This is a genomic window from Noviherbaspirillum suwonense, from assembly GCF_900182955.1.
In the GTDB taxonomy this organism is placed as follows: Bacteria; Pseudomonadota; Gammaproteobacteria; order Burkholderiales; family Burkholderiaceae_D; genus Noviherbaspirillum_A; species Noviherbaspirillum_A suwonense.
Window position 1 is genome coordinate 79,014 of the sequence record NZ_FXUL01000016.1, and the last position, 11,827, is coordinate 90,840.

12 protein-coding genes and 2 tRNA genes are annotated in these 11,827 nt (G+C 60.4%); 6 read left to right on the forward strand and 8 right to left on the reverse strand.

Annotated features, from left to right (window positions below):
- Nucleotides 1–4: 4 nt before the first annotated feature.
- From hscB to uvrB, 7 genes are all read right to left on the reverse strand, one after another.
- The gene (hscB, locus tag QOL82_RS18845; RefSeq protein WP_283443846.1) at nucleotides 5–520 is read right to left on the reverse strand and encodes a Fe-S protein assembly co-chaperone HscB; all 516 of its coding nucleotides are present in this window, start codon (nucleotides 518–520) and stop codon (nucleotides 5–7) included.
- 76 nt (nucleotides 521–596) lie between these two features.
- The gene (gene iscA / locus QOL82_RS18850) at nucleotides 597–920 is read right to left on the reverse strand and encodes an iron-sulfur cluster assembly protein IscA (protein ID WP_283443847.1); all 324 of its coding nucleotides are present in this window, start codon (nucleotides 918–920) and stop codon (nucleotides 597–599) included.
- 63 nt (nucleotides 921–983) lie between these two features.
- Nucleotides 984–1,385 carry a Fe-S cluster assembly scaffold IscU gene (iscU, locus tag QOL82_RS18855; protein WP_283443848.1) on the reverse strand — a complete coding sequence of 134 codons (402 nt, stop codon included), beginning with the start codon at nucleotides 1,383–1,385 and terminating at the stop codon, nucleotides 984–986.
- Nucleotides 1,386–1,409: 24 nt separating this feature from the next.
- The gene (locus QOL82_RS18860) at nucleotides 1,410–2,663 is read right to left on the reverse strand and encodes an IscS subfamily cysteine desulfurase (protein WP_283443849.1); all 1,254 of its coding nucleotides are present in this window, start codon (nucleotides 2,661–2,663) and stop codon (nucleotides 1,410–1,412) included.
- A 20-nt stretch (nucleotides 2,664–2,683) separates the two neighbouring features.
- Nucleotides 2,684–3,157, reverse strand: coding sequence for a Fe-S cluster assembly transcriptional regulator IscR (gene iscR, locus QOL82_RS18865; RefSeq protein ID WP_283443850.1), 474 nt, complete (start codon nucleotides 3,155–3,157; stop codon nucleotides 2,684–2,686).
- Between the two features lie 123 nt (nucleotides 3,158–3,280).
- Nucleotides 3,281–4,093 (reverse strand): uracil-DNA glycosylase family protein, encoded by an 813-nt coding sequence (locus QOL82_RS18870; RefSeq protein ID WP_283443851.1) that lies wholly within the window; start codon nucleotides 4,091–4,093, stop codon nucleotides 3,281–3,283.
- 44 nt (nucleotides 4,094–4,137) lie between these two features.
- Entirely contained in the window at nucleotides 4,138–6,231 is a 2,094-nt protein-coding gene (gene uvrB / locus QOL82_RS18875) for an excinuclease ABC subunit UvrB (protein WP_283443852.1), read from the reverse strand.
- 115 nt (nucleotides 6,232–6,346) lie between these two features.
- Here uvrB and QOL82_RS18880 point away from each other — a divergent pair, with 115 nt between their 5' ends.
- The 4 genes from QOL82_RS18880 (at nucleotide 6,347) to QOL82_RS18895 (ending at nucleotide 8,448) form a co-directional block, all read left to right on the forward strand.
- Nucleotides 6,347–7,561 carry an amino acid aminotransferase gene (locus QOL82_RS18880; RefSeq protein ID WP_283443853.1) on the forward strand — a complete coding sequence of 405 codons (1,215 nt, stop codon included), beginning with the start codon at nucleotides 6,347–6,349 and terminating at the stop codon, nucleotides 7,559–7,561.
- Nucleotides 7,562–7,648: 87 nt separating this feature from the next.
- Nucleotides 7,649–7,724, forward strand: a tRNA-Asn gene (locus QOL82_RS18885).
- Between the two features lie 140 nt (nucleotides 7,725–7,864).
- A tRNA-Asn gene (locus QOL82_RS18890) sits at nucleotides 7,865–7,940 on the forward strand.
- Between the two features lie 316 nt (nucleotides 7,941–8,256).
- The gene (locus QOL82_RS18895; protein WP_283443854.1) at nucleotides 8,257–8,448 is read left to right on the forward strand and encodes a hypothetical protein; all 192 of its coding nucleotides are present in this window, start codon (nucleotides 8,257–8,259) and stop codon (nucleotides 8,446–8,448) included.
- A gap of 14 nt (nucleotides 8,449–8,462) precedes the next feature.
- On the opposite strand, the gene QOL82_RS18900 is transcribed toward QOL82_RS18895, so the two are convergent.
- Nucleotides 8,463–9,092 carry a phospholipase D family nuclease gene (locus tag QOL82_RS18900; protein WP_283443855.1) on the reverse strand — a complete coding sequence of 210 codons (630 nt, stop codon included), beginning with the start codon at nucleotides 9,090–9,092 and terminating at the stop codon, nucleotides 8,463–8,465.
- Between the two features lie 580 nt (nucleotides 9,093–9,672).
- Here QOL82_RS18900 and QOL82_RS18905 point away from each other — a divergent pair.
- Both QOL82_RS18905 and QOL82_RS18910 read left to right on the forward strand, forming a co-directional pair.
- A complete protein-coding gene (locus tag QOL82_RS18905; RefSeq protein ID WP_283443856.1) occupies nucleotides 9,673–10,458 on the forward strand; it encodes a Crp/Fnr family transcriptional regulator in 786 nt (261 codons plus the stop codon).
- Between the two features lie 229 nt (nucleotides 10,459–10,687).
- On the forward strand, nucleotides 10,688–11,809 hold the full coding sequence (locus tag QOL82_RS18910) for a nucleotidyltransferase family protein (protein WP_283443857.1): 1,122 nt from the start codon (nucleotides 10,688–10,690) through the stop codon (nucleotides 11,807–11,809).
- Nucleotides 11,810–11,827: the final 18 nt, after the last annotated feature.

Here is an 11,827-nt window from a genome sequence, read left to right on the forward strand (position 1 = left end):
GGTCTTAATCCGTCATGCGGTCGAAAGCGGCAGCAACTTCGTCGCCAAATTTTTCAAGGAACATCAGCTGGCGCACGCCGAGCGCGGCCTTGTCGTACTGCTGGGCGTCGAGCGCGCCGCCGATGTCGTCGAGCTGCGCGCGGCGGGTGTCGGCCAGTTCGGCGTCGAGCGCGGCAAGCGCATTGACATCCTTCGCCGCGCGGGCGTCGTCCAGCGCCTCGCGCCATTCCATCTGCTGCATCAGGAAGGCGGGCGCCATCGCGGTGTTGGATTCGGTCTCGAGGTCGACGCCGTTCAGCTCGCACAGGTAGGTCGCCCGCCGCATCGGGCTGCGCAGCGTCTGGTAGGCCTCGTTGGCGCGGGTCGCCCACTGCATCGCGACGCGCTTCTCGGCGTCGGGGCTGCGCGCGAACTTGTCAGGGTGGACCTGGTTCTGCACCTCACGATAAGCCTGGTCCAGCGCCTTCAGGTCGACCGCGTATTGCTGCGGCAGGTGGAACAGCTCAAAGTGATTTTGCATGGTCGCTTAAAACAAAAGCCTGTCCGACTTCAACAGGCTGAATCATGACAGGCCATCGGCCTGATCGAGGACACGGTCAGATGCGGAAGCTTTCGCCGCAGCCGCATTCGTCCTTCACGTTCGGGTTGTGGAACTTGAAGCCCTCGTTCAGCCCTTCGCGCGCGAAGTCGAGCTCGGTGCCGTCGATATACGGCAGGCTCTTCGGATCGACAAACACCTTCACGCCATGCGACTCGAAGACGCTGTCTTCCACCGCCGCCTCGTCCACATACTCCAGCTTGTAGGCCAGGCCGGAACAGCCGGTGGTGCGCACGCCGAAGCGCAGGCCCACGCCCTTGCCGCGCCGGTCGATATAGCGGGTGATGTGCTTCGCCGCTTTTTCAGTCAGTGTAATTGCCATCGTGCTTACTCTCCTTCAGGCGGGGCGCCCGCCATCGGCCGGCGCCCGTTCCCGTTGCAATGCTCAGGCTGCGTCGTGACTGACCGCGCCATGCTTGGCCTTGTAATCCTGCACAGCCGCCTTGATCGCGTCTTCCGCCAGGATCGAGCAATGGATCTTCACCGGCGGCAGCGCCAGCTCTTCGGCGATCTGCGTGTTCTTGATCGACATCGCCTGGTCCAGCGTCTTGCCCTTGACCCACTCGGTGATCAGCGACGACGACGCAATGGCCGAACCGCAGCCATAGGTCTTGAACTTCGCGTCCTCGATCACGCCGTCGGCGCCTACCTTGATCTGCAGCTTCATCACGTCGCCGCAGGCCGGCGCGCCGACCATGCCGGTGCCTACCGTGTCGTCGCCCTTTTCGAAGCCGCCGACGTTGCGCGGGTTTTCATAGTGGTCCAGTACCTTGTCCGAATATGCCATGGTGATGCTCCTTGAATGCGTTGGTTAGTGTGCGGCCCACTGGATCGAATTGATGTCGATCCCTTCCTTGTACATGTCCCACAGCGGCGACAGTTCGCGCAGCTTGGCCACCTTGTCCTTGATCAGCTGGATCGTGAAGTCGATGTCTTCCTCGGTCGTGAAGCGGCCGAAGGTAAAGCGGATCGAGCTGTGCGCCAGTTCGTCGCTGCGGCCCAGCGCCCTCAATACATAAGATGGTTCCAGGCTGGCCGAAGTACAAGCCGAACCTGACGACACCGCGATATCCTTGATCGCCATGATCAGCGACTCGCCCTCGACGTAGTTGAAGCTGACGTTCAGGTTATGCGGCACACGATGGTCCATGTCGCCGTTCACATAGACTTCTTCCATTTCCTGCAGTCCGGCCGCCAGGCGGTCGCGCAGCGCCCTGATGCGGACGAGTTCGCTATCCATCTCCTCGCGGGCGATGCGGAACGCTTCGCCCATGCCGACGATCTGGTGCACCGGCAGCGTGCCGGAGCGCAGGCCGCGCTCGTGTCCGCCGCCGTGCATCTGCGGCTCGATGCGGATGCGCGGCTTGCGACGCACGAACAGTGCGCCGATGCCCTTCGGGCCGTAGGTCTTGTGCGCGGTGAAGGTCATCAGGTCGACCTTGGACTTCTGCAGGTCGATGTGCATCTTGCCGGTCGCCTGCGCGGCGTCGCAATGGAAGATGATGCCCTTGCTGCGGCACAGCTCGCCGATCTCGTCGATCGGCTGGATCACGCCGATCTCGTTATTGACCAGCATCACCGAGACCAGGATGGTGTCCGGGCGGATCGCTTCCTCGAGTTGCGCGATCGTGATCAGGCCATTGTCCTGCGGCTGCAGGTAGGTCGCCTCGAAGCCCTGGCGCTCCAGTTCGCGCACGGTGTCCAGCACGGCCTTGTGCTCGGTCTTGACGGTGATGATGTGCTTGCCGCGGGTCTTGTAGAACTGGGCGGCGCCCTTCAGCGCGAGGTTGTTGCCCTCGGTCGCGCCGGAGGTCCAGATGATCTCGCGCGGGTCGGCGTTGACCAGCGCGGCGACCTGGCCGCGGGCTTCTTCCACCGCCTGCTCCGCGGTCCAGCCGTACATGTGGCTGCGCGACGCCGGGTTGCCGAACTGCTCGCGCAGGTAGGGGATCATCTTGTCGGCCACGCGCGGGTCGATCGGGGTCGTCGCCGAATAGTCGAGGTAGATCGGGAAATGCGGCGCTTTCAGCGTATCGATCAGGCTTTTGGTCAGGGGTGCATTCATAATGTTCAGCTCCGTTCGGGTCAGGCGGCCGCTTGGGGACGGTGTACAACGACCACGTTCTGTTCGTTCAATTTCTGCTTCTGCTGGTCGACCAGGTCCTTCAGCGAGACCGAGTCGAGGTAGTCGACCATCTTCGCGTTCAGCGTCGCCCACAAATCGTGCGTCATGCAGCGGGTGCCGCTTTCAGGCGTGTGGCCATGGCAATTTTCCTTGCCGCCGCACTGCGTCGCGTCCAGCGGTTCGTCGACAGCAATGATGATGTCGGCAACGGTCACGTCCTCGGCCTTGCGCGCCAGGTGGTATCCGCCGCCCGGCCCGCGCACCGATTCCACGATCTCGTGGCGGCGAAGCTTGCCGAACAATTGTTCAAGGTAGGACAGGGAAATTTCCTGGCGCTGGCTGATACCTGACAGCGTCACCGGACCTTTGTCCTCGCGCAGTGCCAGGTCTATCATCGCGGTGACCGCAAAACGGCCTTTGGTCGTCAAACGCATGCATCGGCTCCTGGTACGTGGAAGGGACAATCCCGAACAACGGAGTCAAGTATAACAAACTTGAGTAAATTTGTCAGGTATAGCCTGCGTATGGAACCTAGTGCCCTTCCAGGGCGGCACGCATTATTTCACAGGCAGGGATTCCGCGTCGGCGCGTTGCAATAAGTGCATCGGGCCGAACAGCGCCTGCATGCCGGGATGATCGATGAAGGACAGGTTGTACGGATGTTCGGAGACGACCCGCGGGAACAGCGCATTCGCCGGCAAGCCGCTCAGCAGTTCCGCCGCCTTGCCCCAGAGGACCAGCACCGGGAGTCCGGCATCGCGCGCGGCCGCGTTTTCCGCCAGCGCGGCCAGCACCGCCTGCAGCAGCGGCTGCCAGGCCCGCGCCTCCTTGAGCGGCGGCACATGCGGACGGAACACCAGCGCGGCATTCAGCAGCAGGAAACCGTGCTCCAGCAGCTTGTCCTGCAATTCGGCGCGGGTTTGTATCCATGGCGAACCGGACGCATTGGCCTGTTCGGCAACCGGCTCCATCGCGGCGCCGCTGGTCTGGCCCTTTTTCAGGTGGCCGTCGGCGACCAGCAGCATTTTCATGAAATTGCGCAGCGAGGTGGCGCGGTTGACCGGCCTGGACAAGCCCTTGTCGGACCAGAGCGCGTCGACGGCGCCGTCCATGAAGCAATAGCCGGTCGCGCTTTCGACGCGCGGGTACGGCCCCTCGCCGACCAGCACGAAGCGCACGCTTTCCAGCGGCTGCGAGAAAGCGGCGAATATCCGGCCCCCGGTGGGCAGGAAGGTGTCGGCGGCAAGTTCGCGGAGATAGGCAGGGCTGGCTTCGGCCACGGCGGCAAGGCCGGCCCGCAGCACGGGCCGCCAGGAGGCATGCGCCAGCTTCAGCGCATCGGTAAAGAGAGCAGGAATCGCGTCGGACATCGGACTCACCCGGTTGAAAGACGCGATTTTACGTGGTCCGGCAATCAGGTGCCGGCGATGGGAATGACGTTATCGCTGCCGCCGGCGCCAAATAGCTGCTCTTTCAATATCCGCAGCTGGTCGCGCACCTGGGCTGCCTTCTCGAACTCCAGGTTTTTCGCATGGTCGATCATCGCCTTTTCAAGCCGCTTGATCTCCTTGCTCACCTGCTTTTCGCTCATCGCCTCGTACTTGGCCTGCTCCTGCGCCACGTGCAGTTCGGCACGCGCCTCGGTGGGGCTGTAGACGCCATCGATCAGGTCGCGGATTTCCTTGCGGATGCCGACCGGCGTGATGTTGTTCGCCGTATTGAACGCGATCTGCTTGTTGCGGCGTCGCTCGGTTTCGCCGATCGCCCGCTGCATCGAATCCGTCACCCGGTCGCCATACAGGATCGCCATGCCGTTCAGGTTACGGGCGGCGCGGCCTATGGTCTGGATCAGGCTGCGCTCGGAGCGCAGGAAGCCCTCCTTGTCGGCATCCAGGATCGCGACCAGCGACACTTCGGGAATATCCAGGCCCTCGCGCAGCAGGTTGATGCCGATCAGCACGTCGAAGGTGCCGATGCGCAGGTCGCGGATGATCTCCACGCGCTCGACGGTTTCGATATCGCTGTGCAGGTAACGCACCTTGACGCCGTTGTCGCTGAGGAATTCGGTCAACTGCTCGGCCATCCGCTTGGTCAGCGTGGTGACCAGGACCCGTTCGTTCTTCGCTACCCGATCAGTGATCTCGGACATCAGGTCATCGACCTGGGTGCTGGCCGGTCGTACGCTGATGGTCGGATCGACCAGGCCGGTCGGCCGCACCACCTGCTCGACCACCTGGTCCGCATGCTGGTTTTCATAGTCCGATGGCGTGGCAGACACGAACACGGTCTGCCGCATCTTGGTTTCGAACTCATCGAACCGCAATGGCCGGTTGTCGAGCGCCGATGGCAGGCGGAAACCGTAGTCGACCAGGTTGGTCTTGCGCGCCCGGTCGCCGTTGTACATGCCGCTCAACTGGCCGACCAGCACATGGGATTCGTCGAGGAACATCAGCGCATCGGGCGGCAGGTAATCGACCAGGGTCGGCGGCGGCTCGCCGGCCTTGGCGCCGCTCAGGTGGCGCGAATAGTTCTCGATGCCCTTGGTGAAGCCGATCTCCTGCATCATTTCCAGGTCGAAGCGGGTGCGCTGCTCCAGCCGCTGCTCCTCGATCAGCTTGTTTTCCTTGCGGAAGAAATCCAGCCGCTCGCGCAACTCTTCCTTGATCGATTCGATCGCCCGCAGCACGGTGCCGCGCGGCGTCACGTAATGCGAACCGGGATAGACGGTAAAGCGCGGGATTTTTTGCCGGATGCGCCCGGTCAGCGGATCGAACAGCTGCAGGCTTTCAATTTCATCATCGAAGGTCTCGACCCGGATCGCCAGTTCCGCATGCTCCGCCGGGAAGATGTCCACGGTGTCGCCGCGCACGCGGAAGGTGCCGCGGCTGAAATCGACCTCGTTGCGGGTGTACTGCATCTGGATCAGCCGGGCGATCAGGTCGCGCTGGCTGACCTTGTCCTTCGCGCGCAGCGTCAGGATCATCTGGTGGTATTCGTTCGGATTACCGATACCGTAGATCGCCGACACGGTCGCGACGATCACCACATCCCGGCGCTCCATCAACGACTTCGTGCAGGAAAGCCGCATCTGCTCGATGTGTTCGTTGATCGAGGAATCTTTCTCGATGAACAGGTCGCGCTGCGGCACGTACGCTTCCGGCTGGTAATAATCGTAATAACTGACGAAATACTCCACCGCGTTCTGCGGGAAGAATTCCCTGAACTCACTATACAACTGTGCGGCCAGCGTCTTGTTCGGTGCGAAAACGATTGCCGGCCGGCCCATGCGGGCGATCACATTGGCCATCGTATAGGTCTTGCCCGAGCCCGTGACGCCGAGCAGCGTCTGGTAGAACAGGCCGTCGTCGATGCCTTCGACCAGCTTGTCGATCGCTTCCGGCTGGTCGCCGGCGGGTGCGAAGGGCTGGTAGAGCTTGTAGGCGGAGTTGGGGAAAGTGACGATTTTGGATTCGTCGATCGTACTGGAAACCTCGGATAATTCAGCCATTTACATTCGACCTTTGGTAAAATTGCAGGTTGCATTTGTACGCATGGCAACATCCTCCGCGCTGTATCCAACCCGACTGTAAATCGATTTGCGGTCCACTTTTCGATCAAACACGATGAACGCACCTCTTCCTGCATCCCTCTTTGCCGCCATTGAGATGGCGCCTCGCGACCCTATTCTCGGCATCACCGAAGCCTTCGTTGCGGACAAGAATCCCAACAAGATCAACCTCGGCGTCGGCGTATATTACGACGACAATGGCAAGGTGCCTTTGCTCCAATGCGTACGCAAGGCCGAAGCTTTGATGATGGAAAAAGCCGCTCCGCGCACTTACCTGCCGATAGACGGATTGGCGATCTACGACAAAGCTGTGCAAGAGTTAGTATTTGGGGCTGAAAGTCCGGTAATTCAAGAAAAACGTGCGATCACCGTTCAAGCTTTGGGCGGAACAGGCGGGCTGAAATTGGGCGCCGATTTCCTGAAGCGCTTTTCGCCGGATGCGCAGGTCTGGATCAGCGATCCGAGCTGGGAAAACCACCGTGCGCTGTTCGAATCGGCTGGTTTCCAGGTCAACAATTACCCGTATTACGACCCGGCAACGCGCGGCGTGAATTTCGCCGGCATGCTTGACGAGCTGAACGCTATGCCGTCCGGCTCCGTCGTCGTGCTGCATGCCTGCTGCCACAACCCGACCGGCGCCGACCTGACCAGCGAACAGTGGGACCAGGTCATCGACGTGGTCAGCAAGCGCGGCCTCGTGCCCTTCCTCGACATGGCCTACCAGGGTTTCGGCGACGGCATCGCGGAAGATGGCGACGTGGTGCACCGCTTCGCCGCCACCGGCGGCTCGCTCTTCGTGTCGAATTCGTTTTCCAAGTCGTTCTCGCTGTACGGCGAACGCGTCGGCGCGCTGAGCATCGTCGCAACCAGCGCGGAAGAAGCGTCGCGGGTGCTGTCGCAGTTGAAGCGCGTCATCCGCACCAATTATTCGAACCCGCCGGTGCATGGCGGCCAGGTCGTCGCAACGGTTCTGGCAACGCCGGAACTGCGCCAGATGTGGGAAGACGAACTGGCGGGCATGCGGCTGCGCATCCGTGAAATGCGCCGCCTGCTGGTCGACAAGCTCGCAGCCAACTCGGCAGCGCAGGATTTCGACTTCGTGGTGCGCCAGCGCGGCATGTTCTCGTACTCCGGCCTGACCAAGCCCCAGGTGGACCGCCTGCGCAACGAGTATTCGATCTACGCGATCGACACCGGCCGCATCTGCGTGGCCGCGCTGAACAGCCACAATGTGGACCAGGTCGCGAAGGCAATCGCCAGCGTGATCTGATTTGATCCGGGAGCGAAGGCCGGCAGCATCCGGCCTTCACGCGGTTTTGACAAGCGGCTAGCCGAGCGCCTATAATGCCGCTTCCTTTCCCTGATAGCTCAGTCGGTAGAGCGACGGACTGTTAATCCGCAGGTCCCTGGTTCGAGTCCAGGTCGGGGAGCCAGAATGCGAAGGGCCTGATCAGTGATCAGGCCCTTTTCGTTTGCCGCACCACTTTGCAGCATCGCTATAAAAAACATTGGATCTTTTTTAACAGATCCTACTTGGTGAATTGCAATACCTCGCCTATAATAGCGCCTCTTTTCCCTGATAGCTCAGTTGGTAGAGCGACGGACTGTTAATCCGCAGGTCCCTGGTTCGAGTCCAGGTCGGGGAGCCAGAATTGAAAGGCCACGTGAAAACGTGGCCTTTTTTGTTTTCCGGACAGGTTGTCCAGCCAACCTTGAAAACTTTTCCCTGTATTTTTGACATGGTTGCCAATTTTTCAATTTCTGGCGCCCGGTTTTGCAATCGACTACCGCCCCCAAGTTTCACCAGGACATTTGCATCATTGGATGAATGACTGATGAGCGGATTTTTCAGCTTATTCAGAAATATGTCCTGATCAATTCCAGGCGGACGCTGACTGGCATACCAATTGCATTGCAACTTGGTCATCACCTACAGGCGATCAACGCTTCCAGGAAAGTCCGACCATGAAACGATCCGATGAAATGATAGACATGCTGGTCTCCTCCGTGCGGGACGATACCAGCGAGCGCGACAAGGCCGTGCTGCGAAGGGTGTTGTGCGAACTGGTCCGGGTCGCCCAGAGCGAGTCGGTGCAATCGATCGAAGCGGACCTGCGCGCAGTGGATATGGCCATCAGCAGCAAGTATCGCCAGTAACCGGCCGACCTGCTTTAATAGGCAGCCTTGTAAGGCTTGCCCTGGTCGAACCGGTCCTGCCAGTGCTTCAGGTAAGTCAGGGCGAGGTCTGGGTTATTCCAGATAACGACGACGTTCTCGCTATTCGACTTGGCCGCAGCCTTGCTGTAGTTGAATGAGCCGGTCTGCACGGTGATCTTATCGATCACCATGTATTTGTCATGATGGATCGCATACCGCGAAATGGTACGGGTAGGAATGCCGGCTTCGGCAAGCAGGTTCAGCGCGGCCAGGCTGGCCTTGGAGCGGTTGCCGTTCTCATCGACCACCACCCGCACATCGACCCCGCGCTTCCTTGCATTGAGCAAGGCTTTCGCCACCACGGGCGACGTGAATGAATAGGCCGCCACCCCGATGCTGCTGCGCGCCGAGCCGATGGCCTTGACGACCAGGTCCTCGCTGCCTTCGTTCGGGGAAAACGCGACATCGATGACCTGGCCCGCTGGAACGCCGGTGCTGCCGCCCGCCTTGCCGCCCGCGCCACGCAGCAATTCCCCCGTGCGGTCCAGCACCTGGTCGACCAGGCGGTCGACCGTATCGCCGGTTTTTGCCGACGCGCCGAAGTAAGCGACGGCGAGTATCAGGGGAAGCAGTATCGTTTTCATCGGTCGCGTTATCGTCTCCGCCAAAGCGCCTGGCGGATGCGGTCGCAATTGTACTGGGGATTTATACAGCAATGTACCCGATAATCGAACTTTTTGCCGAAAGTGCCAAATCGTGGAGCGGAATGATGACTTTTGCGCAGCAAAGATCGGATTTGCGCAAACTCTGAGCGAATAGTGCGGGGTTTTACCCGTCCAAGCCTCATTGTCGTGAAACTGCGCGGCATGAAACGAGTCACTACCTTTACATCGCTGCTTGAAACAAGGTTCGCTTCGGCTGCCTTTATTTCCTCACGCCCACAAAAAATTCTGCGAAAAAATCGCAGGACTTCATCTTTTCCTACAACGCAACAAGTGCCTGTCCTATACCGGCGCCTTTTTCATTTCGACATACTTCGTCCTGAGACTGCCGCACAGAAATGCTGATTAGCAAGAAGGCCGCGGCGCCAAGAGATTCTATTTAACCCTCTTTCAGGAGATCACCATGTCGGTTGCGCAAACCTTGGACAGCAACACTGCTACGCCCACACCACCGGCACGGTCTGCGGGATCGGGCAGCCGTACGCATAAAATTTGGTCGAATATGCATGACGTCTGCAATCTCCTCCGCATTCCGTCTGGCACATTCGTCGGTGACGACGACCAGCACTTCCAGCATGTTCAGTTCAAGGCAGGCCAACGCATCCATACCGCGGGCCAGCCCTTTGACATGCTCTACATCGTGAATTGCGGCTTCCTGAAGTCGGTGATGATCGATGAATTCGGCAATGAACAGATTCTGAGCTTCCCGATGAAGGGCGACCTGTTCGGCATCGATGGAATCCACACGAAGAAATACACGTCGGAAGCAGTCGCGCTGTCGAGCTGCGACATCATCCTGATCCCGTTCGCAAAGTTCGCCGCGCTGGGCCGCACCAACCCGGTGCTGGAAACCGCGCTGTATGGCCTGATGAGCCGTGAACTGATCCGCGAGCAAGGCATGATCACGATGCTTGGTTCGCTGACCGTCGAGGCACGTGTCGCACGTTTCCTGGTTTCCCTGTCCGAGCGCTTCTCGGCGATCGGCTACTCCGGCAAGGCATTCAACCTGCCGATGACCCGCCGCGAGATCGGCAATTACCTGGGCGTCACGCTCGAGACCGCCAGCCGTACCCTGTCGGCCTTCAATGAACTGGGCCTGATCTCGGTCGACCAGCGTTCGATCTACATCCACGACATCAATGCGCTGAAAACCCTGCGCCGCCTGCCTCCTTCGCGTGCACGCATCGAGCAGCAGGAAAAGAAGGCCGCTGCAGCTGCTGCCTCGTCGTCGGAATTCATCCAGGTAGCGCCTTCGGCTGCGATGCGCGAACAGCTGGCAGTCGTCTAACGAACCATCTTGGGCATTCAGGAGAGACGCGGGCCGCTGGCCCGGCATTTTCCTGGACCTGCATTGACGCCGGATCCGCAGCAATGGTCGCCTTCATGGCAGCCAGCGCCGCCGATTCGGCGTTTTCATGCCTGCCTTTTCAACGGGATATACGGCACACTGCCGGACAAGCAGGCTTGCCCGGTGAACGCCCCGATTCTTAACAATTATTCATCATGAGCGTACATACATGAAAGCAATGATACTCGCCGCTGGCAAGGGCACACGCGTCCGGCCATTGACCTACGATCTCCCCAAGCCGATGATTCCGGTGCTGGGCAAGCCGGTGATGGCTTACCTGATCGAACACCTGGCCCGCTGCGGCGTCGACGAGATCATGGTGAACGTCAGTCACCTGCACGAAAAGATCGAGGAGTACTTCGGCGAGGGACAGCAGTTTGGCGTGCGTATCGGCTATTCGTTCGAAGGCTATACCGATGACAACGGCGAAGTCGTCCCCGTGCCGCTGGGTTCGGCCGGCGGCATGAAGAAGATCCAGGAATTCGGCGGATTCTTCGACCAGACCACCATCGTCCTCTGCGGCGACGCGCTGATCGACCTCGATATCGCGGCCGCAGTTGCGGAGCACAAGAGCAAGGGTGCGCTGGCAACCGTCATTACCAAGGAAGTGCCCTGGGACAAGGTGTCCAGCTACGGCGTGGTGGTGACCGATGCGGACGGCCGCATCCAGCGCTTCCAGGAAAAGCCTTCGCAAGAGGAAGCGGTATCGAATTTCGCCAGCACCGGCATCTACATCTTCGAGCCCGAAGTGATCAACATGATCCCGGCGAACACCGAATTCGACATCGGCTCCGACCTGTTCCCGCTGCTGGCGGAAAAAGGCCTGCCCTTCTATGCGCAGGGCCGTCCGTTCGAATGGATAGACATCGGCAGCATCACCGACTTCTGGACCGTGCTGCAGGACGTGATGCAGGGCGGGGTCGAGTCCCTGAAGCTGCCGGGCACCCAGGTGGCCGACGGCGTCTGGGTCGGGCTCAATGCGCGGATCGACTGGGAAGGCACGTCCATCGAAGGGCCGGTCTATATCGGCTCCGGGACCCACGTGGAAGCCGGCACCCGTATCGTCGGACCTACCTGGATCGGCCACGGCAGCCATATCGTCAGCGGCGCCGAGGTGGTTCGCAGCATGATTTTCGAATACACCCGGATCGGGCATGACGTGCTGCTGGAAGACATGATCGTCTTCAAGGATTACTGCATCAGCCGCGACGGCGAGAGCCGCCACATCAAGGATTGCGCCGAGACGATCTGGGGCAATTCCCGCGACAGGCGCCTAGCCCGCCGCGCCTAACCTGCCGGCCGCGCCACT

Coding starts and splice junctions, on each gene's coding strand:
- QOL82_RS18905 (WP_283443856.1), top strand. CDS start 9,673: ATGCATGACGTCTGCAATCTCCTCCGCATTCCGTCTGGCACATTCGTC.
- uvrB (WP_283443852.1), bottom strand. CDS start 6,231: ATGGCTGAATTATCCGAGGTTTCCAGTACGATCGACGAATCCAAAATC.
- QOL82_RS18870 (WP_283443851.1), bottom strand. CDS start 4,093: ATGTCCGACGCGATTCCTGCTCTCTTTACCGATGCGCTGAAGCTGGCG.
- QOL82_RS18895 (WP_283443854.1), top strand. CDS start 8,257: ATGAAACGATCCGATGAAATGATAGACATGCTGGTCTCCTCCGTGCGG.
- iscA (WP_283443847.1), bottom strand. CDS start 920: ATGGCAATTACACTGACTGAAAAAGCGGCGAAGCACATCACCCGCTAT.
- hscB (WP_283443846.1), bottom strand. CDS start 520: ATGCAAAATCACTTTGAGCTGTTCCACCTGCCGCAGCAATACGCGGTC.
- QOL82_RS18880 (WP_283443853.1), top strand. CDS start 6,347: ATGAACGCACCTCTTCCTGCATCCCTCTTTGCCGCCATTGAGATGGCG.
- iscR (WP_283443850.1), bottom strand. CDS start 3,157: ATGCGTTTGACGACCAAAGGCCGTTTTGCGGTCACCGCGATGATAGAC.
- QOL82_RS18910 (WP_283443857.1), top strand. CDS start 10,688: ATGAAAGCAATGATACTCGCCGCTGGCAAGGGCACACGCGTCCGGCCA.
- QOL82_RS18860 (WP_283443849.1), bottom strand. CDS start 2,663: ATGAATGCACCCCTGACCAAAAGCCTGATCGATACGCTGAAAGCGCCG.
- QOL82_RS18900 (WP_283443855.1), bottom strand. CDS start 9,092: ATGAAAACGATACTGCTTCCCCTGATACTCGCCGTCGCTTACTTCGGC.
- iscU (WP_283443848.1), bottom strand. CDS start 1,385: ATGGCATATTCGGACAAGGTACTGGACCACTATGAAAACCCGCGCAAC.